Here is a 25309-nt window from a genome sequence, read left to right as displayed (position 1 = left end):
GGAGGATAACATTCAATGGCTAAACCGAAAAAAGTTGTACGTACAAAACGCCGTGACCGTAAAAATATCGAGACTGGCGTGGCACACATCCGTTCCACGTTCAACAACACGATCGTTACGATCACAGATCCACACGGTAACGCAATCTCTTGGGCCAGCTCAGGCGGCATGGGATTCCGTGGTTCCCGTAAATCTACTCCATTCGCAGCGCAAATGGCCGCAGAAACTGCTGCTAAAGCTGCTATGGAACACGGCATGAAAACTGTCGAAGTCATGGTTAAAGGACCTGGTGCAGGTCGCGAAGCAGCAATCCGCTCTTTGCAAGCTGCTGGTTTGGAAGTTAACCTGATCAAAGACGTAACTCCGGTACCTCATAACGGATGCCGTCCTCCAAAACGTCGTCGCGTCTAATGAGATTTCTCCTCTGCGTGTAGTATAGATCCGGCACAAACTGCCAAGAATGGATGTTTAGGTATACTGCATGATAGACTATGGATAAGGTGAATGTTTCATATAGGAGCGACGTTTTGAAGGAGGGATATTGCAGTGATAGAAATCGAAAAGCCGAAAATTGAGACGGTTGACGTCAATGATGATGGCACCTATGGAAAATTCGTAGTAGAACCGCTGGAACGCGGATACGGTACGACGCTTGGAAACTCGCTTCGCCGTATTCTGTTATCCTCGTTACCGGGGGCAGCAGTCACATCGGTTCAAATCGATGGGGTTCTGCACGAGTTTGCAACGGTTCCCGGTGTGAAGGAAGACGTAACGGAGATCATTCTGAACTTGAAAGCTTTATCGCTTAAAATCCACTCGGATGAAGAGAAAGTACTCGAAATCGATGCGGAAGGCGAAGGAGTTGTAACGGCAGGAGATATCCGTGCGGATAGTGATGTGGAAATTCTTAATCCGGATCTTCACATTGCTACGCTCGGACCGGGTTCGAGACTTCACATGCGTATTTTTGCCAATCGCGGTCGCGGTTACGTTAAGCAGGATCGGAACAAACGTGATGACCAGCCGATCGGCGTCATTCCCGTCGACTCCATCTACACTCCGATTGCACGCGTGAACTACGGCGTAGAAAATACGCGTGTCGGCCAGGTTACGAATTATGACAAGCTGACACTTGAGGTTTGGACTGACGGAAGTATTCGTCCCGAGGAAGCAGTGAGCCTTGGAGCCAAAATTTTGACCGAGCATGTGATGTTGTTCGTGGGTCTCACGGACGAGGCTAAAGATGCTGAAATTATGGTTGAAAAAGAAGAAGACAAGAAAGAAAAAGTTCTTGAAATGACGATCGAAGAGCTGGATCTCTCCGTCCGTTCCTATAACTGCCTTAAGCGCGCTGGTATCAATACGGTACAAGAACTCACGACTAAATCTGAAGAAGATATGATGAAGGTCCGTAACTTGGGTCGCAAATCTTTGGAAGAAGTACAAGAGAAGCTCGAGGAACTTGGTTTAGGACTTCGTACGGAAGAATAGTACAGCAACGTTTTTGTGAAGGAGGGGAAATTACATGGCATACCAAAAATTGGGCCGTAACTCCAGTGCCCGTAAAGCTTTGTTTCGTGATTTGGTAACCGATCTGTTCTTGTATGAGCGTATCCAAACTACTGAGGCTAAAGCAAAAGAAGTTCGTTCTATTGCTGAAAAACTGATCACCAAAGCGAAAAAAGGAGATCTGCACGCACGTCGTCAAGTGGCTGCGTTCGTTCGCCGTGAAACTTTGGATGGTGAGCAGGATGCAATCCAAAAGCTGTTTAGCGAATTGGCTACACGTTACACTGAGCGTCCAGGTGGATACACTCGTATCTTGAAATTGGGACCTCGTCGTGGCGACGCCGCTCCAATGGTATATCTGGAATTGGTTGACCGCGCGTAAACAGGCGAAGATGAGGGAAGGGTGGACAGAATCGGCTTGATTCTGAACAACCCTTTTTTTCTCTTGGAGGAGTCCTTGAGGGACTTCTCCTTTGTTATGTTCGGTTATTCCTTGTAAGGCCAGAGAATACCCCTATAAAGGTGTGAGAAGCATGCGGAACTTGTGCATGAAGGTGAACTATGACGGAACCCACTATGATGGCTTTCAGACGCAGCCTAACGGTAACACTATTCAGGACTGCCTTGAACATGCTATCTACTCATTGACGGGCGAGCGTCTTAAAATTACAGGCTCAGGCCGTACAGATGCAGGTGTACATGCATACGGGCAGGTATTCAATTTTCACACTGAATCGCCGATTCCAATACAGCGCTGGTGTCTGGCACTTAATGCCTGGTTGCCTCGTGATATCATCGTTACGGATGCGAGAGAGGTGCCAATGTCCTTTCATGCACGCCGCATGGCGAAGCGGAAGACATATCGGTACAGTATTAATGCGAACCGGTTTCCGGACATCTTTCACCGTCGTACACAGGCCCATCATCCAACGAGTCTGGATGTAAGAGCGATGGAGGAAGGGTTGGCTCATTTAGTTGGCACCTTTGATTATACTTCGTTCGCATCTCGACGTTCCCAAAAGACGAATCATGTTCGCACTATTTACGAAGCCTATATGACAGTAGACCATTCCTTTTCACGTCCGGGCTCGGATGATCAGGGAATTATTCATACTTATATTACAGGTAGCGGATTTTTGCAGCACATGGTTCGGATTATTATGGGGACTTTGCTGGAAGTGGGAGAAGGCAAAAAATCGTCGGATGATATTCCTTCCATTTTGGAGGCGAAAAATCGTTCAAAGGCTGGACCTACGGCCGTCGGACACGCTTTAACTCTCTGGAATGTAGAGTACGACGAAAACATCAAAAAACATTGATTTTACTCTTGCGGAATTGATGGTTATCCTGTAATATAAAAGTTGTGTTTTCTTAATGGCTTTCCCACAGCCCCAATTAAGATAATCACTTTAAAGTAACATCTAATCCATCAATAATGCAGCAACTTAACGAACGAAGATAAATGATGATTTCTGTTAACGAACTTAAGGAGGATACTTTTCATGCGTACTACGTATATGGCGAAGCCAAATGAAGTTGAGCGCAACTGGCACATCATTGATGCCGAAGGCAAAACGCTCGGTCGTCTGGCAAGCGAAGCGGCTGCGTTGATTCGCGGCAAACACAAGCCACAGTTTACACCACATGTGGACACAGGTGATTTTGTTGTTGTAATCAATGCGGAAAAAATCGTATTGACCGGTAAAAAAATGGAGAACAAGAAATACTACCGTCACTCCCTGCATCCGGGTGGTCTGAAAGTAACGGTTGCACAAGAAATGGTTAAGAACAAGCCTGAGCGCATGTTGGAATTGGCTGTTCACGGTATGCTTCCTAAAACTCGTCAAGGCGAGAAAATGAAGCTGAGACTTAAAGCTTACAGAGGCACTGAGCATCCACATGCAGCACAAAAACCTGAAGTTTACGAACTTCGCGGATAATTAAAAGGGAGGACAGTTTCATGGCACAAGTACAATACTATGGGACAGGTCGTCGTAAACATTCGGTAGCTCGTGTTCGTCTCGTACCGGGTGAAGGACGCATTGTCATCAATAAGCGTGATATTAATGAATATTTCGGTTTGGAAACTCTCAAACTGATCGTAAAACAACCACTGAACCTGACAGAAACAGTTGGTAGCTATGACGTACTCGTTATCGCTCATGGTGGTGGTATCTCTGGTCAAGCCGGCGCAATTCGCCACGGTATTTCCCGTGCTTTGTTGAAAGCAGATCCGGAATTCCGTCCAGCTTTGAAAAAAGCAGGCTTCTTGACTCGTGACCCACGTATGAAAGAACGTAAAAAATACGGCCTCAAAGCCGCTCGTCGTGCACCACAGTTCTCGAAACGTTAATATCCCTTGTGTATCAAGGAATTTCAGCCCTTGGCCTTCACTGGTCAGGGGCTTTAATTTTGAGTTAGAAAGTGCCGTGACCATATTTTGACCATTTTTATTATTCTTGATCATTCGTGACCACGTCTGAACCAGCGATTGGAGGTTCAAACTCCATGAATTTTTCAAACCGATCAGCAGTTTTTTCTTTTACTGCTTTTGTTACATGCGTGTAAATGTTCATAGTCATTTTAATATCTGAATGTCCAAGGCGTTCCTGAACTTCTTTAATGCTGGCCCCAGCTTCAAATAAAAGGGATGCATGGGTATGTCTTAAGCCATGTACGGTTATTTTGTGTAATTTGTTAGAACGAATGATTTCATTCAGTTTGTCGTTTGGATAGGCCAAGCGAATTGGTGTTCCATCCTCACGTGTAAAAACCATTCTGTCATCGTTAGAACCTATTGGCTGCACAATGCCTCTGCTTTGCTCTGTACGGTGTTTTTTTATTAAGGCAAGGGTTGTATCGTCTAAACTAAGAACACGTCTGGAAGCAGGCGTTTTGGAGGTCAAAGGCGTGAAAGTTTTTTTATCAAAAAACAATGTCTTATCAAGATTAATTGTTTTTTCTCTAAAATCTATATCGTTCCAACGTAAGGCCAGAACTTCCCCTTTTCTCGCGCCAGTATAAATTAATAGGTGAAACATCAATTGATCACGATAGCTATACGCTTGCTTGGCTAATCCAAGGAATTTTTTGATTTCGTGTTTTTCCCAATAATTTCTCATTTTTTGTTCCCCCGCTAATTGATCACTTTCTTTTTTTGGTATGATGATGCCTACATCCATTGGATTGCTCTTGATTATTTCCATCAGGACTGCAAACTCGAAAACTTGATTGGCATACATCTTCATGTTTTCCACTGATTTAATATCTTCTGCAATTTTGTTAATCACATCTTGGCAATATGAACGGGTTATATCTTTTATTTTTATATTACCGAAGTGCGGAAGGATTTGACTTTTGAAACATGAGCGAACTGTTTTTCTGGTTGGAAGCTTAAATCTTTTATAATTGGTTTCATACCACTTCTCATAAACCTCTTCAAAAGTAATTGACTTATCTTGTATGATGAATTTACCGTCTTTTACTTCTTTTTCAGTTTGGGCTGCGTCTAATTTTGCTTCTGCTTTAGTTTTGAAACCACGTTTGGTAGATGATTTTTTCTTCCCTGTTACTGGGTCGATTTCACCAGTATAATACTTATACAGCCACATGTTGCCGTCTTTCTTTGTTGTGTACTTCTGAAAACTAGCCATAACACTTTCCCTCCATGATTCAATAAATTCTGCCCCGATTTATAACTTCTTCTAGGTCCTTCATTTGCAATAGTAAAGTTTTGGAGCCTATGCCGTATCTGCGGACTATTCGGCCTAGCATGAGTTTTATATTTCCAGGTTCGAAATAAACAATGTCATGCTGAAGAATTTTCACCCCTTCAAAGTGCAATAATTCATCAATTTCGATCTGCTTAAAAGGACCATCCAAAGGTATTGGAAGTTCTCTTTTTTGAGTTAACGTAATTTCATCTAGATGGAATACCAATTGGGACGGACCCTCATAAGTAAAAGATGGATCGTAATAGGCATAAATTGTTGGTTCACAAATCTGTGGTATTTTTTTAGACATCACCCCTTTCGCAGTATTGGTCTGCTGTTCAATGCTTGTCCGTATTTGCCCTTCATAATTCCTTCGCATGATTTGATTCAATCTTTTTCTAGCCAGATAAATAGGGACCTCGAATATATCAGATAGATATAAAAGGGCATCGTTGTATAAGGCCGGGAGCTTGAGTCTAGACAGCATAAAAAAAGGCATTGAAGCATAAAGGACGAATTGATCGGCATCGGCTTCTTGGAGTTCTATAAATGCTTTAGGCATAATCATTTGATTGCCTGAGTGCCTAAGCAAATGGCTGACTTCGTGAAGAAACTCAATACGTTGTTCCTTCAAGGGCAAGCGATTATCCAAAAGTACGCTGCGTAATCCCGCTGCTGATTCATACGCCTTGCTTTTTTGTGAAGATGGATAAATCCATATATTCAAAGCAGCAGTAATTTTTTCGATAGTTATATGTTGAGGTTCAGTAATATCATTCTTTAAATACATATTTTCTATAGAGTGTTCCAAGTATGTAGCTTCATAATGAGATATCATGGCAATTCTCCTGTAAACAAGAATATATGTTCGTATGTATGGGTAGGAGGAGACAGCCCGCTGGCTGAAACCGCGATTAATGGTATGAATTAATTATTCTCCTTGGCGATCTTTGGGTTTACGGTTTTTTTCTGTTTCCTGAATGAATTTCCAAAATTGCATTAACTCCCGTTTTCGTTCCTCTGGCGCTTCTAAATAATCCTTGAAAAATATCCCGTGTTCAGGATTCTTAATAAATGCCTCAAATTCAGCTATTTCAGCTGCTTCCAAGGCCGAAATTTCTTCCTTACCTGACGCAAGTCTCTCAAGTTCATCTATTGTAATTCCGAGTCCCTTCGTAACCTTTAAAACATTATCAATTGCAGCTCCACCTACACCACGAGTTAACATTGACTGAAGCGTGGTTGATGGAATCCCTACTGACTCTGCGAAAGCTCGTCTACTGTATCCTTTTTCTTCGATCAATCGTGATATCACTTTGGCTCTTTCCACGTTAACCCTAACCCCCACGTTTCTTTATTGTACGATATTTCGTACATGACTATATATTACATTAAGACAATAATGTTGTAAATGAATTTTGTACGAAATTTAGTATGAAATTCATTTTGACTACTTGACCATGAACGAAATATCGTTTATAGTTCAAAACAAGACGAACGAAATATCGTTCATGAGGAAGGGGGGCAGGCGATGCTGTACAGAAATCTTCGCTCAGAAATGAAAAAAAAAGGAGTAACAATTTCAGATATCTCTCGCGATCTAAAAATGAGACGAGGAACAGTGAGCGATAAAGTACATGGCAGATTCAGATTTTACTATGATGAGGCTCAAATGATTAAAAATAAGTTTTTCCCAGAATGCGAAATTGAATATCTGTTTTCAACAGAAATTGATTTCAAATCTAAAGTAGTAAAGGAGGAGGTAGAATGGTATCCCCAAATTTCAAAATAGTCATTGATCCTGAGTTTATTCGGGATCTAGCAGAAAAAGAGATAAAAAAATCGCTTGAGGGGTTTGGAAATGGATCTTGGTGGGATATGAAGCGATTAGAATTAGAAACCTGTCGCAAACGTGACTGGCTGTTGGAAAACATCTTACTTAATCCTAATTATAAAAATGAAATGTCAGTTATCACCAATAGCTGTGATGGTGGACGTTGGATGATTCGAGGGCCAGAAATGAGTGCTTTCTTAGATAAGAACTTTCATTATTTGAATTGTCCCTCTCATAGAGGTGTCAACAATAAAGGGGGAATAGCATGACTCAGTTGGTATTTATACACGAAGGACAAGCCGTAACAGATAGTTTGACCGTTGCTAAGGTGTTCGGTAAAGACCATGACCATGTAATGAGAGATATTCGCCAGCAGCTTAACAAGCTTCAAGAGGCTGGGGAAGCTGGATGGGGTGTCTCCAACTTTGGGGAAACCCAGTATCAACATCATCAAAACAGACAATGGTACCCGAAATTCGATATGACAGAAGATGCTTTTGCTATTGTGGCAATGTCATATACGACTCCAGAAGCCATGAAGATGAAAGTTAAGTTTCTGACAGAGTTTAAGCGTATGCGACAGCAGCTACAGGCAGCAGCCGTAGACACATCCCAACTAAGTCCTATTCTCCAGCTATTAATTCAACAGGAGCAACAGCAACAGGCAATCATTGAGCGTCAGGATGCGACAGACAAACGTGTTTCTGTAATTCAGGAAACAATTTTGCAGCGTGACGACGATTGGAGGGACAAGCTAAATGGGATGCTCAATGGAGCTGCTAGTCGATCAGGTGGATTGTTCCGAGATTTACGAAGTCGGAGTTATGAGATGTTGGAAAGTCGGGCTAAATGCGACCTTAACCGCCGTTTGCGTAATCTGAGGGATAGGCTTCAAGAGACAGGAGCCACCAAAACCAAGATAGCAGAGACAAACCGAATGGACGTAATAGAGGCCGACCCGAAATTAAAAGAGATTTACACCACAATTATTAAGGAATTGTCCATTGGGACACTAGCCTGAAGGGAGTGTAAGTGTTTATTAAATGCGCAAAACAACGACTTGACGAACTTGAAGGTATGTACGATACATTGGCAAATAATCCGAGTTGGGTGCATCCCGAAGTATCGCAAGCATCTTTTGGATGGATGCTTAAAGAGATTTTAGACTTACGCGCCGTGCTAGGTATCGTCTGAGAGAGGGTGTACACATTGGAAACACGCTTAATACCAGTTTTGGACGCTTCCGGCTTGAGAAGCTATCTGGAAGTACCGGGAAGCACATATTTCGAGGCTGCATACAACGTAAACGGTCTGCTTAGTGGGGCAGTTACATTAGACATGGATTTGCTTGATTTAACTGAACAGGAGTTTGACGTACTGCATAAACAAAACGAATGCAAACTAATTCGAGAACAGTTACATGAAGTAAGCTGCAAGAAAATTGACGCTCTTGCGAACAATCGCAGCCCTCGTAAGTTTTTGAATGAACAAAACGAACTAAGTTTTCGGTTGTTTCGGCTTGAGAGGGAAATAAAAAAAGCCTGTCCATAATGGACAGACCCATAATCGTGCTACCAACACGATTGCTTTACAAATCAATTAACGGCATTATAACACAATTTTAAATTTATGGAAATAGGTGCTGCCGTGAATACAAGAGAGTTCAAGCAGTATGTTCGTGATATTCAGAAATACCGGGATACCGCAGAGGCATTAAGTGATGATTCTGCTGGGTCGCTGTTGCAAAAGGTCACTTTGTTGACCAAGGCATTAACATTAATCGGCAGGGTGTCTGCTTGGCTAAATGGTGAGTATAAGCGAGCTGAAGCCAAGCGGAAGAACACATTTACTCTTGTGAAGGCCAATGCCCCAAAAGGGGACAAGGTTTCTGCAGCGGAGTTGGCTATTATACCACTTCGGGAAGCTGAGGCCAAAGCATACGAGAGAATGCATCTATGGCGCAATGAGTTTGAATCATTAAAAGAGCATATCCATGAATTGCGGTTACGGCTGCGCGTAGACATGCATATAGGGGATGGTGACGGATGATTACATCATTTAATCCGTACAGCAAAAAGCAGCAGACCAGCAGTAAACGGGTCAAGAAGAAGCGGGGGAACCACACGGCTATAACTTCCGCTGTTCGTGAGGAAGTGGATCGACGGGCATCGGAGCATACCGGGTATGTGGTGTGTGAGCGCTGCGGCGTTTCCCGGCCTGCGTTGTGGTTTGAGAAAGCACATTTGGTGAATGCCAGCCAGTACGGTAGCGGGTCGGAGCCTTGGAACATTGCTAACCTGTGCGGCCCCCGTTCTGAGACAGGAACCTGTCACCAGTGGTCAGACGATACAGCGGCAGGCCGGGAATGGAAGCTTCAAAAGAGGGGCGAGCTAATTGAGTATTATTTCCGTGGATATGGTAAAGACGTCTGGAAGACGTCCACCGGATATCCTGCGGACGTCCAATAAATAACCGCGCTGTCGGGAGGGAGGTCGCCAAAATTGGCATGGATAGAGAGCCATCAGGGCACAGACAGACACCCCAAAACCCGCAAATTGTGCCGTAAGCTGGGAATCTCAACCCCGGCAGCGGTCGGACACTTGCACATGTTTTGGTGGTGGGCAATGGACTTTGCCCAGGATGGTGACATAAGCAGATATGGTCCCGATGATATTGCGGATGCAATAGAGTGGGATGGTGATTCAGTGCAACTTTACACCGCTTTGGTCGAGGCAGGTTTCATTGACGAAACCGAGGCAGGGCGTGAAATACACGACTGGTACGCTTACGCTGGAAGGCTGATTGAGAGGCGCGCAGCAGACGCTGAACGCAAACGGAATTCACGTAGCGGAAAGAAGTCTGTTCCACCTCCGTCCATCGGAAGTCCACCGGACGTCCAGCGGACAGGAGAGGGACAGCGTGCGGAGTCCATACGTGACCTTAACCCTAACCCTAACCCTAACCTAAACCATAAAGAAGAAAATACTTCTTGTCCCGAACCGCCTCCGGCTGGTCAGGACGAGCAGTCTTCTTCGGAAAAAGGAAAGGGAAAGAAGCCTGATAAATACGGTCCAGACAACACGTATTACAAAATGGCTGTGTACTTCAAGGGCAAGGTGGACGTAATGGCAAAGGGCGAAGGTATTGAGCATCTAACAGCCCGTAGCAATATGCAGACTTGGGCAGATGATTTTCGCAAGCTTGTGGAGCTGGACAAGCAGTCTGATACCCGACTTATACAGGACGTAATGGATTGGGTGGTCAAGGACAATTTTTGGTGCAGGAATGTGTTAAGTGCAGAGAGCTTCCGCAAGCAGTTTGGAAAGCTGGTTCTAGCTATGCGTAAACCAGACCGTCAGTCCCGGCCTGCTGGTAGGAGCGATAAGCAGTCTATTGATATTGTTAAAGATCAAGAGCCCGCCCCGGAGGTTTCGCAAGAAGAATACGAGGAATTGATACGGCTAGCTGAACGTATGCAATCAGGCAAGGGGGAGCAGCGGTGACACCAACAGCATATATGTCAAAGCAGTCTGTTACCCGGTTGCGTGAAATGCTTCATGACGAACGGTTGGATTATGACATCCGCGTGTGGGCTGAAGCTGAACTATTAAGGCGGATCGGAGGTGCCGGGCTTGGGAAAAAGGATATACACGCCAGAAGATTGGGACAAGCGGTTGGACAAGCTGGGGAAAATGACCCGGAACATACACATCGCCTGTGAAGAAATGAATTTCTTTTGGTCTTCTGACGATCTTGCAGAGTTTCGCGACATGTGGAGGCAGGGGTACAGCGTGGAAGAGATCCGCAGTTACTTTGATCGGGAGAGCTGGCAGGAAGTAATTTTAATCGCAATGGATCAAATGCGGTGGGGATACATCAAAATACGCCATGACGTTTTGATCGTGGAATAGGACTCTGTTATGGACAGAGGCCGCAGCCCTCCACAGCCGTTAAACCAAACGGATGTACTTATAAATTAATTATTTGGAGGTTTATGTAATGGATAATCATGTGGAATTGAGCGGGTTGGTACAGGGTGGCGTGCAAGAGCAATTCAACAAAGAGTGGGATCGTGTCATTAGGAATATTGACGATCCTAATACGTCTGCAACGGCAGCGCGTAGCATCACAATTACGATAACGCTCAAACCGGATAAAAAGCGGAAGACCATTAATTCTACAATTGCTACTAAATCGACCATCGCGCCAGATAACCCATTGGATACCACATTTGTTATGGGCGCTGACAGCGCTGGAAATGTAGTCTCGAAGGAATTGATGTTCGGTGACGAGGACCAGACGTTTTTTGACAACGAAGGCACTGTTCGTACTGGAACTGGGGAACCCGTTGACCAGGATACCGGGGAAATCAAGTCCGGGGATGGTAATGTAGTCAATTTCAGATAACTAACAACTAAAAATTGGGAGGAATTATAAATGATTAAGGAAGCAATGCAGTACATCGCAGCTCTGGCAAATAAAGAGGTCAGAGAGGTAGGCGGTCAGATTTACGCTACGGGTTCGTTGGAATTGGTACAGGAGCCAGTAACAAGCACACTCAAGGTAAACACGCTGTCAGCCTTGGTAACATACCTGATGGACAACTACGACAAATTGGAGCCTGTATTGGTTCATGTGGTCAATGAGACTGACGTACGGGTGCTGAGTGCTTTTAACCGGGATAAGCGGCGTAATGTGATGCTTCAAGCATCTGCGGTTTTGCCAGATATTAATTTTGAAAGGTACATGGATGTAGAGAGCTTTAATGTCCAATTACAAGCCTGCTTTGTGGAAAACCTTGATCGGGCTGCTGTATTGAAGTTAGTAGGAAACGTTAAAGAAGAGTCTGGAAATACCTACGCAGACGATGGGATATCGCAACAGGTAACAGCCAAAAGCGGGGTCGCCAGTCTTGAAAAGGTAACGGTTCCTAATCCCGTTAAACTGAAACCGTACAGAACGTTTATTGATATTCATCAGCCAGAATGCAGCTTTGTGTTCCGTTTGCAGTCTGGACCCCGCGCAGCCCTATTTGAAGCAGATGGAGGCGCGTGGAAGTTGCAAGCTATGGCAAGCATCAAGGAGCATCTCTATGCCGAGCTGGAGGACGAGATTAAATCTGGTTTTGTAACCATTATAGCTTAATAGATCCTTGGGGCAGCTACGGCTGTCCCTCCATCAAAGGAGTGAGATATATGCCGAATGCAAACGGCTGGTTAAGCCGAGATGAAGTCAAACAAATAAGCTTGCCTGTGCTGGTACCAGACAAGGACGCACAGCGGGGTAAATGGCACAATGGGTTGCCTCCAGCTGGAGGGATATTGCTTACCCGGACGAGCTGCGTAACCATGAATTGCCCAGTAGCGGAAAACGAAACGCCTGTAGCATACATGTACAATCCAAAGTACCGATCCGAATACAGATATGCCCCTTTCTACTTCCGTACTAAAGAGCAGTTGAACGGCGGGGAAACGGTATGACGCAGTTGGAATTTAACTTTTACCAAACGGACGTTGTGCCTGAGACACCGGATTTACGCAAAGGGCATGACGGACAATTTCTTAATGGCTGTTATTACGAACGCAGCACTGGAGATTTTGTATCTTATGTGCTGGGAAGACGACACCACGTATTCAATGTGGAGGTTTTAAAAAAGGATTGGATGGAGCGAACGAAAAGGGACCGCTGGATAGAGTAGCATAGCCCCCTACTACCTATAAAGGAGAGATATACCGTATGAGCGAGGTGCTAAATCTTTATGAAATATCGTACCCAGGATACTTGGATGACTATCCAGACTATTCAGTTCTCAAAAAAGCGAAGTCGGCCGGAGCTGCCAAGTATGACGCATACTTGAGTTTCAGCGATAGCGATCCAGACATGACATTTTTTGATTATTTGAAAATCGTTAAAATTCACAAGGTTGGTCAATCAGCACCGTCCAAGAGAGAAGAACCGTTTCATGCTCAACATAGAATTGATGTCATTAATACTCTAATTAAAGAGATCGGCAGCAGAGGACGGAAATTCCTTTATTCTAGCAAGCATGACCGATACGCTTCATTCCACTGGGCAGGTGGTAGGCTGTGGCTGACAGATGATTATACACGTGTGCCTTTGCTGATGGACGATTCCAAACTGGACGAACACTATCATTTCTCGCACGGTGGAACGCTGTGGGGCCTTATGTGTGACTTTAGGGATTATATCAATGGTGACGACGATGCAAACCATAACAACGGGTATGGCGGCTTATATTGCCCTCATTGGGGCTATTCAGAAGAGGACATGCAGGCGATCCGGCAACTAGCTGTAGATTCAGGATATTTAAAACCGAGGGAGGGATAATATTGCCTAAATTCAAACAGCCTGTTAAAATGCCCGGCCCTCCGAAGGTAGACATTGAGCAAATTCGGAGGGAATTTGAAGGTGGAAAGTTTTCATACTGGAAGAGTGCGGCTGGTATGTTACTTGATGAAATAGACCGAATGAAAATTATTATGCAGGAGTCTACCGCCGCATGTACAGAAACAGTCAGACTGTCAGATGAACTTATAGAGGATCATAAGCAGACAGCACGTATGTGGCATGATAAATACATGGAGCTGCTAAAGAAACATGAAGGATGAACACAACAAAGCCCCCGTAACCTTGGCAGGGAGCACGGGGGCATGTTTAACAAAACTCTCATACTCATTATATCACGGGGGATGAGAGAAATGGCAACAACATCAATTCATCGGGTGGACGAAGAGGCTACAAAAGACGCTGTAGAAAAATACTTGCTCCAAGCCCGTGAATATATGGTAACGGAATATATTCCAGAAGAGGCGACGGTAACGGCTTCATATAGCGACATGCCACGAAGCTACACAGGTGTAACCACGGATCAGACAGCAAACCTTGCTGTTAGGAATGTGGACGAGCCAGAACGCCGTAGGAGGCACGTAGAACGTGCGGAACGGGCGATTAGTCGGTTAGGTTCCAAGCATCAAAAGTTAATTCGCTTCCGCTATATGGAGGATGATTACGTACTGGATACGGACGCAGCCCTAGAGCTGGGATACAGCGATCGACATTACCGTCGAATCAAGTCACTGGCTATTTATCGGCTTGCTGGCATCCTTGGACTGGTCATTTTGAAAGATGAGTAAAAAGAGCAGGAGGACACTTCCTCCTGCTCTTTTTTAAATAGAAGGTATCGCTTCAGGTATAACATTAGATATCTCGCGCCACTTCTGCACTGCACTATCTGTAGGGGTTAATAGCTTGTTAAGAGCTTCTTTTCGTTGTTTGATTGCTGTTTGTCTGTCCCTTTCGCAATCAATAAGCGCTTTGCTGTCTTTGACATCTTCATATTTAAATACTCTAGATGTATTGAAGGTAACATCATCGGGATCAGAAATTTCTCGAAAAGGAAAGGCCTTAAATCCTTTTTCTTCATAATTATAAAAATATGGAATTGTTTTATCGTAAAAAGCAGTTTTGATTTTATAACTGAATCCAAAAACAGATCTTTGTTGGTGGTTTACTATTACTGTAATTGAATCAGCTTTTTCATCCTCTACAGACCATCCTAATGGATCTGTTTCTGGTGGAAGTATGGTAGTCCTAATATAATCACGAAAATAATTAGATTTTCCCTCAACTTCATTTGCGAAAAGGACTAAATTTCTCTTAATCTCTTGGTAGTAGCTAGAAGTGTATTCAGCTTGAGCTCTAAGGGTAAACATATATATATTTACGGCGTAGACTAAAGCAGTTAAAGCTTCGAATGAATCTTTACTAATAAGATTACCAATAACTTGGGTAATATCATTTTGTAATGGTGCAAGTATATTTGTATCTCTAGTGTTGAAATAGGTTTTTAGATTCATGCCTAGGCCAATTAAGTTACCAATTTCTTTATCTAAAAAAGCTTTGTCAATCATCTGGTGTATGTTTTCTTGTAACTCCTTTAATGCATTTGCAAATTTATCTTCACTTCCTGTATCGAACAATGTTGAAGCTATTTGTTGCCCGAGGACAGCCCCTATAGGTCCTCCAAAAGCTTCTCCAAATGCCACTGATGCTGCTTCTATCCCTTTTTGAACAACAGAACTCCATTCAATATTCTCTGGCATAAAAAACCTCCTCAAATTTATTTTCTTATTTTTGTTATCTTTAATTAATTTTATTCCTCTAATTGATACAAGTCCGCTCTATGTCCGCTTTATGTCCGCTCTATGGCCGATCCTTGGACTTTTGTCGTGTTATATTTGTATCATCAAAGATTTGGTGATCAGGAAACTTTTCCTTAGCTTCACCAATCCATAAGTAAGCATAAGGGGTACGAAAATTCGTTCTCCTTTTTGCTATGCTGCCATAACAAGGAGGAAAACATTATGTCTGTAAAACCACGTTTCGCATTTCTCAGCTCTGACGGTATTTTGCATCTACATGATGAAGAACACGCAGCACAGCACGGCAAGCATGTACAAACTTCGCTGACTGACGATGAAAGCGGCTTTCCGATCGTAGAAGGTCAGGGTGTTGTCTATTATGCCCAAGAAGATAAAGCCTACATTAACGGCAACAAGTCGGACGGTAAACTCATTGCCACACCACCAGTGCTCAAGCAGCTTGCAGCAGAGCTATTGTAATAACTTCCCAGGGTGGGATGCAGAAAAAGGCGCCCGCAATGGACGCCTTAATTCATTTTATTTCACTCTTTAGTTACTTTTGCTTAATGCCCAAAGCATCTTTTACGGAGCTTTGAAGCAGCTGGGAGAAATTCAAACCAGCATCCTTCCCGGCATCACGAAGCCACTGAGGCGCAGTGCAATTGATGGTCACAGATTTATTCATTGCTGCATCCCGGTAAGGAGGCAAGAAAACCTCAACGTATACAATCCGGTCACTGGCATCGTTTAACTCAATGCTGGCCGGATCAGACGGAGACGGAATTGCCATATTATTATCTTCAAGTTCCAGTATACGATCAACTAACATGTTTTTAGCATCAACAACAGCCGTTGGAATATCAGGGGCAAGAACGGCCGTTCCGGGAATATCCGGGAAGTACAGTCCTATACCATCATCTGCTTTTTCAATGACAGCAGGATAAACATAGGTGTTTTTCAATTTATCTCACTCCTTTTGTTTTTGAGACATATGTCTCAATTATAGAACTAAATTTTTTTGAAGCATATGCTTCAAGAATTGGTGTATAGAATTCACCTGCTTATGAGCCTTACTGGAGGTAAGCGTTTAGGGAGAAGCGCAGGGGTTAAAAGATAACCCCTGTTGTCTTCTCGATGCTTTTGAGTGTACCAATCGGTATGGTGGCTCCTTCATTGTGGAAACTGATATCCGCATATCGTGTTGGATCATCTTTATGTTTCCACCGCTTATGACTACCGCCGCCAGTGTGTGAAGGTGAAGGCCTAAACCCTTCTCTTCTCAACCGTTTGACTAACTCTCTTACTGTTATTTGTTTCGGCATCGCTTACCTCCTTTCTATACTCTTATTATAACACGTGTTATCATGCGCGTCAATACATTATGCGCATTATTATGCGTATTAATTTGAAGGAGATAGAAGCATGACCAACCCATTCTATAAATCAAAACGGTGGAAGCGAAAGCGTGCTGCTATCATGCGGCGTGATAAATACATGTGCCAAGAAAGCAAAAGGTTTGGAAAATCTGAATCGGCTGTCACGGTACATCACATCTATCCGCTGGAGCATTACCCAGAACTTGCGCTAAAGGATTGGAACTTAGTATCACTATCGGACAAGCAACACAATGCAATGCATGATAGACAATCACATGAACTTACAGAGCTTGGCAAAGCATGGCAGGCAAGGGTAAGGGAACATTTCGAAAGAGAGCAAGGTAATTCATTTTCTCTAAGCGGACTGAGCAAATAAATTTAAAATTATTTTTTTGAAAAATATTTTTTTAGAAAGCCCCCCCTTTTTATTTTTTTAAAAAAATTTATCTGGGGACCGGGCAGGGGAGCCTTTTCCAATAGAGCGGGGTCCCAAAAACTTTTTTTGGCCTAAAAATATACAGTAAATGGGAGGTGAAGGCATGTGGCGAAGTCACCAACAAAGGAGACGATCAAGCGGGCAACTGTTGCGGATATGAAAGCACTTGGTATTCATAAACCGCAGTACAATAGGATAATTGACATATACGCGGAACTGGTTTTTCAGTACAACACGCTGACCAAAGAGTTTGAGGAAGGTGGTTACCAATATGAGGTAAGTACCGATCAGGGAGGCGCAAAAAAAAGCCCAATTCTTGCATCTCTTGAAACGTTGCGTAAGGACATTTTGGCATACTCCGACCGCCTCTGTCTGAATCCGAAGTCCCTTGAGACTGTGACGGTTGAAACGAAAGGGAAATCCGCTCTTGCGGCTGCATTAAGTGAGCTTTCATGAACAAATTTAAGAATTATGATTTGGTTATGGAGTATGCCAACAGTATCATTGAGGGTAGAAAGATTGCGGGGAAAGAGATTGTCCAGGGCTGTGAACGATTCATGCGCGATCTGGAAAACCCGGAATACACATTTGACCCTAAAGACGCTGAATTTGTCATTGGGATCATAGAAAAAACGTTCGTTCATGATGTGGGGGAACGATTAGACGGCACTCCATTAAGTGGGGAGCCTTTTTTATTGGAACCGTGGCAAAAGTTTATCATTTACAATCTGCTGGGGTTCTATCATAGGGGCAGCATCCTGCGAAGGTACAAAGAAGCCTTTATTTTCATTCCTCGTAAAAACGGAAAGACGCGGTTTGTGGCTGCATTGTCTTGGGCACTGGCATTACTGAATCGACGTTCCGGTTCAAAGATTTACATTGTCGGCGCTGCGCTTGAGCAGTCGTTACAAAGTTTCAATTTTATCAATTACAACCTAGACAAAATGGGCGAAAAAGAAAATTTCCGCGTTCTGGACAATAACCAAGAGCATAGCATAAGCGGCGATTTAGGCGATGGTACTCTGTACATTAAGGCATTAGCCGCTAACCCGGATAAGCAGGATTCTTTAATCTGTAATATCGCCATTGCTGACGAGCTACACGCTTACACCAAGCCGAAGCAATATAACATCATCAAAGAAGCCATGAAGCCGTATTCCAACAAGTTAATGATTGGTATTACTACTGCGGGCGATAACATGACAACCTTCTGTTATCAGCGGTTGCAGCTTTGCAAAAAAATACTGGATCAAACGGTACAGGATGAAACTTACTTTGTATTTATTGCTAAGGCGGACGAGGACCCGGATACAGGTGAAGTTGATTACACTGACCCGGTGCAACATGAAAAAGCGAATCCGAATTATGGCATAACCATTCGTCCAGATGACATCTTTAATGATGCTCTGCAAGCCCAAAATGATCCACAGCAACGTAAAGACTTCTTTTCCAAGTCATTGAACGTGTACACCGCCGCAATGCGGGCTTACTTCAATTTGGATGAATTTAAAGCGTCTGACCGTAAATATAAATGGACACTTGAGGAATTGGCGAAGCTTCCTATTGACTGGTATGGCGGGGCTGATTTGTCTAAGCTGCATGACCTGACAGCATCGGCACTGTATGGTAGCTATGGGGAAATAGATATTGTGGTCTCACATGCTTGGTTCCCAGTGGTAGCCGCAGCCAAGAAAGCGGAGGAAGACAACATTCCGCTATTTGGCTGGAAGGAAGATGGCTGGCTGGATATGTGCAATAGTCCTGTAGTCAATTACGCAGATATTGTGAACTGGTTTGTCAAAATGAAGAGGATGGGCTTCAAGATCAAACAGGTAGGTTTTGACCGGAAATTCAGTCGAGAGTTTTATTTGAACATGAAGCGGTCTGGTTTTTCCATGATTGACGAGCCTCAATATTTCTGGCGTAAATCTCAAGGGTTTAGACGTATTGAACAAAAAACGAAGGAAGGAAAATTTTATTACCTTCATTCGCAGGCATATGAATATTGTGTGCAGAACGTTAGTGCCATAGAGAAGACGGATGACATGATTCAATACGAAAAGGTGAACCCTCAGCAGCGCATAGATATATTCGATGCGTCTGTTTTTGCATGTGTAAGAAAGCTTGAAAATATGGAAAAGTCCACGAGTGCTTCAAAGTGGCTTAATGGAGGTGGGTGATTTGGGGCTAAGAGACTGGATGCGCAAGAAACGTGACACACGGGCTGCACCGGAAAGTAGTATTGGTTATTTCCTGACACAGGATGCATATGACACGCTTTGTGTACCTGGTTATACAAGGCTTTCCGATAATCCTGAAGTGAAGATGGCTGTTCATAAGATTGCTGACTTGATCAGCAGCATGACAATTCACCTGATGCAGAACACGAGTGATGGGGATATTCGCGTTAAGAATGAGCTTTCTCGCAAGCTGGACGTTAATCCTTACAGCCTCATGACGCGTAAAGCATGGATATACAACATCGTTCAAAACCTACTGCTTTCGGGCGAGGGGAATAGTGTGGTATATCCCAAAATATCAAATGGTTTGATAGCCGATTTAATCCCACTCAAGCCGTCCAGCGTCAGCTTTATGGAGACATTGGACGCATATCAAATTTTGTATAAAGGAAATACCTATAAGCATGATGAGGTACTTCACTTTATCATAAACCCCGATCCTGAACGGCCGTGGAAAGGGCAGGGGTACCGGGCTGTACTCAAGGATATTATTCATAATCTCAAGCAGGCTACGGCGACCAAGAAGGGGTTTATGTCTGGTAAGTATATGCCCTCACTCATTATTAAGGTTGACGCGAATACGGCGGAACTGAGCAGCGAGGAAGGGCGAGAAAAAGTATTTGATATGTACTTGAAACGGTCTGAGGCAGGACAGCCGTGGATCATTCCAGCGGAAATGATTGATGTGGAGCAGGTCAAACCCCTGAGCCTGAACGATTTGGCAATAAACGATTCGGTACAACTGGATAAACGGACAGTGGCGGGCCTCTTCGGAGTGCCGGCTTTTTTTGTTGGGGTTGGTGACTTCAAAAAAGATGAATATAACAGCTTCATCAATACGACGATTCTGCCGATGGCTACCGGACTTGTCCAAGAATTGACCCGCAAGCTGCTTTACAGCCCGGATTTATATTTCAAGTTTAATCCCCGTAGCCTTTACGCTTATGACCTCAAAGAGCTGGCAGATGTCGGAAGCAATCTTTTTGTTCGCAGCCTCATGCTGGGGAACGAGGTACGGGACTGGATCGGTTTATCGCCGCTTGAAGGATTGAACGAACGCATCATCTTAGAAAATTATATCCCTGCTGGCATGATTGGCGATCAGAAAAAATTAAACCAGGGGGGAGGTGAGGATGATGGATAGGAGTCAGAAGGTTGTGCGCAGCCTGCACACGGAGTTAAAAACCCGATCTGAACAGGATGGACAGGACATGTTCATTGAAGGCTATTTTGCTGTGTTCAATCGTCAAACGGAGTTGTGGACCGGAGCATTTGAAGAGTTGGCCCCTGAAGCTTTTAATACCACGCTGGGGAACGATGTACGGGCGCTCATTAACCATGACACAACGCTGGTACTTGGTAGGAATAAATCTGGCACGCTGGAGCTTAAAGCCGATTCTCACGGCTTGTGGGGGCGTGTGAAGGTGAATCCGAACGATAGTGACGCAGTGAACATGTACGAGCGCGTCAAACGCGGGGACGTGGATCAGTGTTCCTTTGGATTCAATATTTTGAAAGAAGACACGGATTGGCGAGAGGACGGAACTGTTAAATGGACAATCAGGGAGGTTGACCTTCACGAAGTTTCCGTTTGCACCTTTCCCGCTTATGCAGATACGGGCGTTCAAGCGCGAAAATCTGAGGTTGAGCAGCACCGTTCGCGGCAGTTGTTGCAACGAAAACACCAATTGAAAGAGAGGCTGAAAAAATAATGGCACTTAGACAAATTATGCTTGCGAAGAAGATTCAGCAGCGTAAGGCTGCACTTGAAGAACTGTTGGGGCAAGAACGCAGCTTGCAAACGAGATCCGATGAGTTGGAATCCGCAATTGAGGAAGCCGCCACCGACGAAGAAATTGCAGCTGTAGAAGAAAGCGTTACGGAGCTGGAGCAGGAGAAGACGGGGATTACTGAGCAGAAAGGCGTATTGGAAGGTGAGATTGCAGCACTTGAAGGAGAGCTGGAACAACTCAACAGCCAAGCGCCTGATAATACCCCGAACCCTGCACCAGCTGCAGCACCATCCGAAAGAAACCATACACAAACAGGAGGCGAAACAAGAATGAGAGGCAACAAATACGAAACACGGGCGCAAACCCTTGAAAGATTGAACCAACCGGAGGTACGTGATTTTTATTCCGCACTGGCTACGGCTGTGAAAGAAAATCGTGCACTCACAGGAGCAGATGCAACGATTCCAACCGTTGTTATTGACATGATCCGCACAAGAATTGGTGATTTTAGCCGCCTTTACAAAGAAGTTGAGGTTGTTCCGCTGAATGGTGATGCACGTGTTATTTTGGACGGTGCAATTCCTGAAGCGATTTGGGTTGAAATGTGTGATCCGGTTCAAGAGCTGGCAGATGCCTTCACACAAACCGAACTGGATGGCTTTAAAGTGGGCGGCTTTATTCCTCTGTGCAACGCCATTTTAGAGGATAGCATGATTGATTTGGCGAATTTTGTCGAACGTCGTTTGGCAATGGCAATCGGTAAGGCTTTGGACAAGGCTATTTTGATTGGTACAGGCCCGACAGCAAAACAGCCGCTTGGGGTGGTAACGGCATTGAAAGATGATACAAGCCGCAATGTTACCGTGGATAAATCTATCGAAAGTATTGTCACCCAGTTGGCACTGATTGATGATGGAGAAGACGGAGCGCCAATTGAAGAAGTCATTGCTGTTATGCGTCGATCCACTTATTACAAGCACATTGTACCGCAAACGCTTGTTAAAACAGCAGATGGTAGAGTGGTTGTACAAAATGCAACTAATCCACTCCTGCCAGACGGTACCCGTATTGTATTTTCGCAGTATGCCCCGGCTGAAACAATCGTCTTGGGTGACTTCAAGAAATATTTGTTGGCTGAACGTGCAGGGGTAAAAATTGAAAGCTCTAAAGAAGTGCGCTTTATTCAGGACCAAACGGTATTCAAGGGTACTGGACGATATGACGGCAAACCAGTTTATAAAGAATACTTTGCAGTGCTCACAATTACGGCGGGGGGTGCTCAGGGATGAGCAAGTTTACAGCGGTAGTGACTGAGGATGTGGCAGCAAACAGACTCCTATCTAAAACGGTAGGAGCTGAAGGTATCACACTAGCAGCAACGACAGCAGGCGGCAGCCCTGACTTTCGATCCACGGGTAAGTTGAAAAAGGGTGATGTTATCACCGTAATCATTAACAATAGCCCCACTTGGTTAGTGGAAGCTGGTGAGGACATCGCGGCCGGGGCAACAGTGGCGGCAGGCGCTGGCGGTGTGGTTGTAGCGTCAGAAACGGGATTCGGGTATGTAGCCAAAGAGGTAAAGGCTGGTGAGTTGGCTTCCGTGATTCGCTCTACTACCGGAGGCGGGGCAGGACAACCAGGACCAAAAGGCGACAAAGGAGCAACAGGCCCAGCGGGACCAACCGGGCCAGCAGGACCAAAAGGTGATAAAGGCGATACTGGGGCAACGGGCGCAGCCGGGGCAAAAGGTGACAAGGGCGACAAGGGAGATAAAGGAGATCCGGGCGAGGTCACAAAGGCCCAGTATGACGCTCTAGCGGCCCGCGTAACGGCTTTAGAAGCCAAGGGTTGATTATGGATGCCTCCACAATTGTTAACCTTGTAAAAGAACGGCTGGGCATTCGTACAACTGTGCGTGACAGTTATCTGGAGTCTATTGTAAAATCAGTCATTACCGAACTGGAAGATGAAAAAGGGCTTACGCTTGATGCGGAGAACTTCAATCATCTTCTTTTTTGTGCTGACTATGCTACATGGCGGTATCAGTCCCGGGATGAATCCGGGGCTATGCCGCGTCATCTCCAATTCAGATTACACAATCTAATTCTTCATAACCGGAGGTTACCATGAGTTGGGATCATGAACTTACGCTAATCATGCCCGGTGAAATTATACAGGACGATATAGGAAATCAGATTTCCGGTGATCCAGTAGAGACGGTCGTATTGTGTAAACTCCAATCTGTGGGACGTACTGAGTTTTACAATGCAGCGGTTGCAGGGCTAAGGCCTGAAATGGTGTTTGTTATTCATGGCTATGAGTACAACTATGAACAGTCTGTCCGTTTTGATGGCGTGCTGTACAGGGTTATTCGCACCTATGCAACTGGCTTTGAAGAACTGGAACTGACGTGTGAGAGGGTGGCGGCAGATGGCTAGTGACATACGAATTGATCAGCTTGTTTCAGAACTTACCCGCGCCGTGCAGGAATACACCGATGATGTGGAAAAGGGAATTGACCAGCATTTGGATGAAGTAGCCGAAAAGGTACGACAGGAAGCAGAGACAAGCGCACCTAAGCATACCGGGAAGTACGCCAAGGGCTTCAAAGTATCGGACCAAAGCAAAGGGACACTAAAACGGCTGGTGGTCTGGAACAAAAAGCATTCCCGCCGTGTGCATTTGCTGGAGTTTGGACATGCCAAGCGCGGAGGTGGGCGGGTAAGGGCTTATCCTCACTTACGGCCTGCTTATGAACACCACGCGGCACATCTTGCGGATGATATCAAGCGCATCATTCGTAACGGAGGTAGGTAATGGAACAATCGGATTTGGTTGTTGAACTTAAGTCATTGGGTATGCCAGTTGCTTATAGTCATTTCACAGGGACAGCGCAAAAACCAGCCCCGCCTCCACCGTTCATAACGTATCAGTTTGCGTACAATTCTGACATGATAGCAGATAATCAAAATTATGTAGATATTGGGAACTATCAGGTGGAGTTGTACACTGCTAAGAAGGATCTGGCAGCCGAAAAGAAAGTCCAAGACAAGTTAAAGGAATTGAACTTGCCCTATAGCAAGGTAGAAAGCTGGCTGGATGATGAAAAACTGTATCAGATTTTATATGAAATTCAACTTATAGGAGCGTGACGAAATGGATAAAAACAAAGTTACATTTGGTTTAAATAAGGTGCATATCGCGTTTTACGATGAGGACAGTACAACGCAACCCGCTTGGGGTACACCTATCCCTATTCCAGGTGCGGTACGCTGGACACCGGAGGCGCAGGGGGAACAGTCGGAGTTTTACGCCGATAATACTAAGTATTACGTAGCGACTTCGAACAATGGCTATACAGGTGAATTGGAATTAGCACTGGTTCCCGATGATATTCTGGCCAGAATGCTTGGGTGGATCATTGACGAAAACGGAATGTTGGTGGAAGTGTCGGATGCAACGCCTAAAAAGTTTGCGCTGCTTGGACAGGTACAGGGCGATCAGAAGAACCGCCGCTTTGTTTATTACGATTGCCAAGCTGACCGACCGGCTAAGGAACGCCAAACGAAAGGTGAATCCGTCGAAGTTGCAACCGATGTATTGAACCTGACAGTTTCCCCGATTGAGCTTGGTGGGCGCACAGTTGTTAAAGGTGACCTGGAGCTAAATGAAACAAATGCTGCTGCTTATAGCGCGTTTTTTGATTCTGTGTATACGCCTAAATTCACAAATGTAACTACAGGGGGAGCAGAAGCATGAGAGATTTAACCATTGGTAGTCAACAAATTCGAGTCAAGGCGGGTGCCTTGGCTCTTTTATTTTATAAGCAGGAATTTAAGTCGGATTTGCTGGGCGATATGTTGAAAATGGTGGGCGGTAATGTGGGGGGAGGACCAAACGTTGAAATTGATCCAAGCTCTATTGATTTTCTTGCCAACTTGCAAATGGTCTGGGCTATGGCTAAATCAGCCGAATACCCAAAACCATATGACGGGTTTTCGACATGGCTTGCTGCTTTAGATGATGATCTGGATTTTTCGGATACTACATTCTTTGTCGGGGCATTGGAGGAAGCCACGGAAGGCTTTTTTCGTCAGCAGTCCAAGTCCAGCGGGATCAAAGGCGGCGTCCCAGCCAACCAATAACACACATCTTGAAATGGACCTGTTAGCTATTGGTAAACGGATCGGCCTGAGCTTTGCAGAGATTAATGACCTGAGATGTCAGGAACTTATAGATTTAGCCCGTAGCTTCACGGGGAGCGACAACAAAGAGGAATCCAAAGAGGCGACACAGGATGATATAG

General features: G+C 44.6%; 41 protein-coding genes and 1 pseudogene. 36 read left to right on the top strand and 6 right to left on the bottom strand.

Features of this window, described 5'->3' with window-relative positions; all coding sequences use genetic code 11:
* The first annotated feature begins 15 nt into the window (after positions 1-15).
* The 6 genes from rpsK (at position 16) to rpsI (ending at position 3862) form a co-directional block, all read left to right on the top strand.
* Complete coding sequence (rpsK, locus tag MKY98_RS23100; RefSeq protein WP_013312144.1) at positions 16-411, top strand: 30S ribosomal protein S11; 396 nt, start codon at positions 16-18, stop codon at positions 409-411.
* Between the two features lie 135 nt (positions 412-546).
* Positions 547-1491: a DNA-directed RNA polymerase subunit alpha gene (locus tag MKY98_RS23095; RefSeq protein WP_007432558.1), complete on the top strand. Its 945-nt coding sequence runs from the start codon at positions 547-549 to the stop codon at positions 1489-1491.
* A gap of 34 nt (positions 1492-1525) precedes the next feature.
* Complete coding sequence (gene rplQ / locus MKY98_RS23090; protein ID WP_013312143.1) at positions 1526-1891, top strand: 50S ribosomal protein L17; 366 nt, start codon at positions 1526-1528, stop codon at positions 1889-1891.
* 151 nt (positions 1892-2042) lie between these two features.
* Positions 2043-2828: a tRNA pseudouridine(38-40) synthase TruA gene (gene truA / locus MKY98_RS23085; RefSeq protein ID WP_029514484.1), complete on the top strand. Its 786-nt coding sequence runs from the start codon at positions 2043-2045 to the stop codon at positions 2826-2828.
* 183 nt (positions 2829-3011) lie between these two features.
* Positions 3012-3449, top strand: coding sequence for a 50S ribosomal protein L13 (rplM, locus tag MKY98_RS23080; protein WP_013312141.1), 438 nt, complete (start codon positions 3012-3014; stop codon positions 3447-3449).
* 20 nt (positions 3450-3469) lie between these two features.
* Positions 3470-3862, top strand: a complete 393-nt coding sequence (rpsI, locus tag MKY98_RS23075; RefSeq protein WP_013312140.1) for a 30S ribosomal protein S9 — start codon at positions 3470-3472, stop codon at positions 3860-3862.
* A gap of 100 nt (positions 3863-3962) precedes the next feature.
* On the opposite strand, the gene MKY98_RS23070 is transcribed toward rpsI, so the two are convergent.
* From MKY98_RS23070 to MKY98_RS23060, 3 genes and pseudogenes are all read right to left on the bottom strand, one after another.
* Complete coding sequence (locus MKY98_RS23070; RefSeq protein ID WP_341011305.1) at positions 3963-5162, bottom strand: site-specific integrase; 1200 nt, start codon at positions 5160-5162, stop codon at positions 3963-3965.
* Positions 5163-5181: 19 nt separating this feature from the next.
* Entirely contained in the window at positions 5182-6060 is an 879-nt protein-coding gene (locus MKY98_RS23065; RefSeq protein ID WP_341011304.1) for an ImmA/IrrE family metallo-endopeptidase, read from the bottom strand.
* A 255-nt stretch (positions 6061-6315) separates the two neighbouring features.
* Positions 6316-6552: pseudogene (locus MKY98_RS23060) on the bottom strand (helix-turn-helix domain-containing protein); the annotation flags it as partial.
* A 204-nt stretch (positions 6553-6756) separates the two neighbouring features.
* Here MKY98_RS23060 and MKY98_RS23055 point away from each other — a divergent pair.
* The 16 genes from MKY98_RS23055 to MKY98_RS22980 all read left to right on the top strand — a co-directional run bounded on the left by MKY98_RS23055 (position 6757) and on the right by MKY98_RS22980 (position 14210).
* Entirely contained in the window at positions 6757-7014 is a 258-nt protein-coding gene (locus MKY98_RS23055) for a hypothetical protein (RefSeq protein ID WP_023990550.1), read from the top strand.
* A complete protein-coding gene (locus tag MKY98_RS23050; RefSeq protein WP_341011302.1) occupies positions 6990-7325 on the top strand; it encodes a DUF771 domain-containing protein in 336 nt (111 codons plus the stop codon). The genes MKY98_RS23055 and MKY98_RS23050 overlap by 25 nt, the downstream gene beginning before the upstream one ends.
* Positions 7322-8077, top strand: a complete 756-nt coding sequence (locus MKY98_RS23045; protein ID WP_341011301.1) for a Rha family transcriptional regulator — start codon at positions 7322-7324, stop codon at positions 8075-8077. Before MKY98_RS23050 ends, MKY98_RS23045 begins: the two co-directional genes overlap by 4 nt.
* A gap of 188 nt (positions 8078-8265) precedes the next feature.
* Entirely contained in the window at positions 8266-8607 is a 342-nt protein-coding gene (locus tag MKY98_RS23040; RefSeq protein ID WP_341011300.1) for a hypothetical protein, read from the top strand.
* Between the two features lie 96 nt (positions 8608-8703).
* Positions 8704-9105: a hypothetical protein gene (locus MKY98_RS23035; protein WP_341011299.1), complete on the top strand. Its 402-nt coding sequence runs from the start codon at positions 8704-8706 to the stop codon at positions 9103-9105.
* Positions 9102-9524: a hypothetical protein gene (locus MKY98_RS23030; RefSeq protein WP_341011297.1), complete on the top strand. Its 423-nt coding sequence runs from the start codon at positions 9102-9104 to the stop codon at positions 9522-9524. Before MKY98_RS23035 ends, MKY98_RS23030 begins: the two co-directional genes overlap by 4 nt.
* A 33-nt stretch (positions 9525-9557) precedes the next feature.
* Positions 9558-10559 carry a hypothetical protein gene (locus tag MKY98_RS23025; RefSeq protein WP_341011296.1) on the top strand — a complete coding sequence of 334 codons (1002 nt, stop codon included), beginning with the start codon at positions 9558-9560 and terminating at the stop codon, positions 10557-10559.
* Positions 10556-10777 (top strand): hypothetical protein, encoded by a 222-nt coding sequence (locus MKY98_RS23020; RefSeq protein ID WP_341011295.1) that lies wholly within the window; start codon positions 10556-10558, stop codon positions 10775-10777. The genes MKY98_RS23025 and MKY98_RS23020 overlap by 4 nt, the downstream gene beginning before the upstream one ends.
* Entirely contained in the window at positions 10689-10967 is a 279-nt protein-coding gene (locus MKY98_RS23015) for a hypothetical protein (protein ID WP_341011294.1), read from the top strand. The genes MKY98_RS23020 and MKY98_RS23015 overlap by 89 nt, the downstream gene beginning before the upstream one ends.
* 88 nt (positions 10968-11055) lie before the next feature.
* Positions 11056-11463 (top strand): replication terminator protein, encoded by a 408-nt coding sequence (locus MKY98_RS23010; RefSeq protein ID WP_341011293.1) that lies wholly within the window; start codon positions 11056-11058, stop codon positions 11461-11463.
* 30 nt (positions 11464-11493) lie between these two features.
* A complete protein-coding gene (locus tag MKY98_RS23005; RefSeq protein ID WP_341011291.1) occupies positions 11494-12201 on the top strand; it encodes a hypothetical protein in 708 nt (235 codons plus the stop codon).
* Positions 12202-12251: 50 nt separating this feature from the next.
* Positions 12252-12536, top strand: coding sequence for a hypothetical protein (locus MKY98_RS23000; protein ID WP_341011289.1), 285 nt, complete (start codon positions 12252-12254; stop codon positions 12534-12536).
* Positions 12533-12754, top strand: a complete 222-nt coding sequence (locus tag MKY98_RS22995) for a hypothetical protein (protein ID WP_341011288.1) — start codon at positions 12533-12535, stop codon at positions 12752-12754. The genes MKY98_RS23000 and MKY98_RS22995 overlap by 4 nt, the downstream gene beginning before the upstream one ends.
* A gap of 38 nt (positions 12755-12792) precedes the next feature.
* Positions 12793-13404 carry a hypothetical protein gene (locus MKY98_RS22990; RefSeq protein WP_341011287.1) on the top strand — a complete coding sequence of 204 codons (612 nt, stop codon included), beginning with the start codon at positions 12793-12795 and terminating at the stop codon, positions 13402-13404.
* A gap of 2 nt (positions 13405-13406) precedes the next feature.
* Positions 13407-13685, top strand: a complete 279-nt coding sequence (locus MKY98_RS22985; protein ID WP_341011285.1) for a hypothetical protein — start codon at positions 13407-13409, stop codon at positions 13683-13685.
* Between the two features lie 90 nt (positions 13686-13775).
* Positions 13776-14210 (top strand): ArpU family phage packaging/lysis transcriptional regulator, encoded by a 435-nt coding sequence (locus MKY98_RS22980; protein WP_341011283.1) that lies wholly within the window; start codon positions 13776-13778, stop codon positions 14208-14210.
* A 33-nt stretch (positions 14211-14243) separates the two neighbouring features.
* On the opposite strand, the gene MKY98_RS22975 is transcribed toward MKY98_RS22980, so the two are convergent.
* Positions 14244-15179, bottom strand: coding sequence for a hypothetical protein (locus MKY98_RS22975; protein ID WP_341011282.1), 936 nt, complete (start codon positions 15177-15179; stop codon positions 14244-14246).
* Positions 15180-15440: 261 nt separating this feature from the next.
* Here MKY98_RS22975 and MKY98_RS22970 point away from each other — a divergent pair, with 261 nt between their 5' ends.
* Entirely contained in the window at positions 15441-15698 is a 258-nt protein-coding gene (locus MKY98_RS22970; RefSeq protein ID WP_341011280.1) for a hypothetical protein, read from the top strand.
* Positions 15699-15771: 73 nt separating this feature from the next.
* Here the strand turns inward: MKY98_RS22970 and MKY98_RS22965 are convergent, their stop codons facing one another.
* Both MKY98_RS22965 and MKY98_RS22960 read right to left on the bottom strand, forming a co-directional pair.
* Complete coding sequence (locus tag MKY98_RS22965; RefSeq protein ID WP_019686664.1) at positions 15772-16179, bottom strand: type II toxin-antitoxin system HicB family antitoxin; 408 nt, start codon at positions 16177-16179, stop codon at positions 15772-15774.
* 145 nt (positions 16180-16324) lie between these two features.
* Positions 16325-16540 carry a type II toxin-antitoxin system HicA family toxin gene (locus MKY98_RS22960; protein WP_019686665.1) on the bottom strand — a complete coding sequence of 72 codons (216 nt, stop codon included), beginning with the start codon at positions 16538-16540 and terminating at the stop codon, positions 16325-16327.
* 100 nt (positions 16541-16640) lie between these two features.
* Between MKY98_RS22960 and MKY98_RS22955 the strand changes: the two genes are divergently transcribed.
* From MKY98_RS22955 to MKY98_RS22895, 13 genes are all read left to right on the top strand, one after another.
* On the top strand, positions 16641-16970 hold the full coding sequence (locus MKY98_RS22955) for an HNH endonuclease (protein ID WP_341011279.1): 330 nt from the start codon (positions 16641-16643) through the stop codon (positions 16968-16970).
* Positions 16971-17135: 165 nt separating this feature from the next.
* A complete protein-coding gene (locus tag MKY98_RS22950; RefSeq protein ID WP_069291499.1) occupies positions 17136-17486 on the top strand; it encodes a P27 family phage terminase small subunit in 351 nt (116 codons plus the stop codon).
* Complete coding sequence (locus tag MKY98_RS22945; protein WP_341011278.1) at positions 17483-19210, top strand: terminase large subunit; 1728 nt, start codon at positions 17483-17485, stop codon at positions 19208-19210. The genes MKY98_RS22950 and MKY98_RS22945 overlap by 4 nt, the downstream gene beginning before the upstream one ends.
* Position 19211: 1 nt before the next feature.
* Entirely contained in the window at positions 19212-20414 is a 1203-nt protein-coding gene (locus MKY98_RS22940) for a phage portal protein (protein ID WP_445671403.1), read from the top strand.
* A complete protein-coding gene (locus MKY98_RS22935) occupies positions 20407-20982 on the top strand; it encodes an HK97 family phage prohead protease (protein WP_445671406.1) in 576 nt (191 codons plus the stop codon). The genes MKY98_RS22940 and MKY98_RS22935 overlap by 8 nt, the downstream gene beginning before the upstream one ends.
* Positions 20982-22292, top strand: coding sequence for a phage major capsid protein (locus MKY98_RS22930; RefSeq protein WP_341011276.1), 1311 nt, complete (start codon positions 20982-20984; stop codon positions 22290-22292). The genes MKY98_RS22935 and MKY98_RS22930 overlap by 1 nt, the downstream gene beginning before the upstream one ends.
* Positions 22289-22855 carry a head fiber protein gene (locus tag MKY98_RS22925; RefSeq protein WP_341011274.1) on the top strand — a complete coding sequence of 189 codons (567 nt, stop codon included), beginning with the start codon at positions 22289-22291 and terminating at the stop codon, positions 22853-22855. Before MKY98_RS22930 ends, MKY98_RS22925 begins: the two co-directional genes overlap by 4 nt.
* Before the next feature lie 2 nt (positions 22856-22857).
* Positions 22858-23133, top strand: a complete 276-nt coding sequence (locus tag MKY98_RS22920) for a hypothetical protein (protein ID WP_341011450.1) — start codon at positions 22858-22860, stop codon at positions 23131-23133.
* On the top strand, positions 23130-23441 hold the full coding sequence (locus MKY98_RS22915; RefSeq protein ID WP_341011273.1) for a phage head closure protein: 312 nt from the start codon (positions 23130-23132) through the stop codon (positions 23439-23441). The genes MKY98_RS22920 and MKY98_RS22915 overlap by 4 nt, the downstream gene beginning before the upstream one ends.
* Positions 23434-23820 (top strand): HK97 gp10 family phage protein, encoded by a 387-nt coding sequence (locus MKY98_RS22910; RefSeq protein ID WP_341011272.1) that lies wholly within the window; start codon positions 23434-23436, stop codon positions 23818-23820. Before MKY98_RS22915 ends, MKY98_RS22910 begins: the two co-directional genes overlap by 8 nt.
* Entirely contained in the window at positions 23820-24155 is a 336-nt protein-coding gene (locus tag MKY98_RS22905) for a hypothetical protein (protein ID WP_069291508.1), read from the top strand. Before MKY98_RS22910 ends, MKY98_RS22905 begins: the two co-directional genes overlap by 1 nt.
* Positions 24156-24159: 4 nt before the next feature.
* Complete coding sequence (locus MKY98_RS22900; protein ID WP_069291509.1) at positions 24160-24762, top strand: major tail protein; 603 nt, start codon at positions 24160-24162, stop codon at positions 24760-24762.
* Complete coding sequence (locus MKY98_RS22895; protein ID WP_069291510.1) at positions 24759-25148, top strand: hypothetical protein; 390 nt, start codon at positions 24759-24761, stop codon at positions 25146-25148. Before MKY98_RS22900 ends, MKY98_RS22895 begins: the two co-directional genes overlap by 4 nt.
* The last annotated feature ends 161 nt before the right edge of the window (positions 25149-25309 follow it).

The organism is Paenibacillus sp. FSL M8-0228, from assembly GCF_038007385.1.
GTDB lineage: Bacteria > Bacillota > Bacilli > Paenibacillales > Paenibacillaceae > Paenibacillus > Paenibacillus polymyxa_D.
The sequence above is the reverse complement of the archived record's forward strand: the minus strand, read 5'-3'. Positions and strand labels throughout refer to the sequence as shown.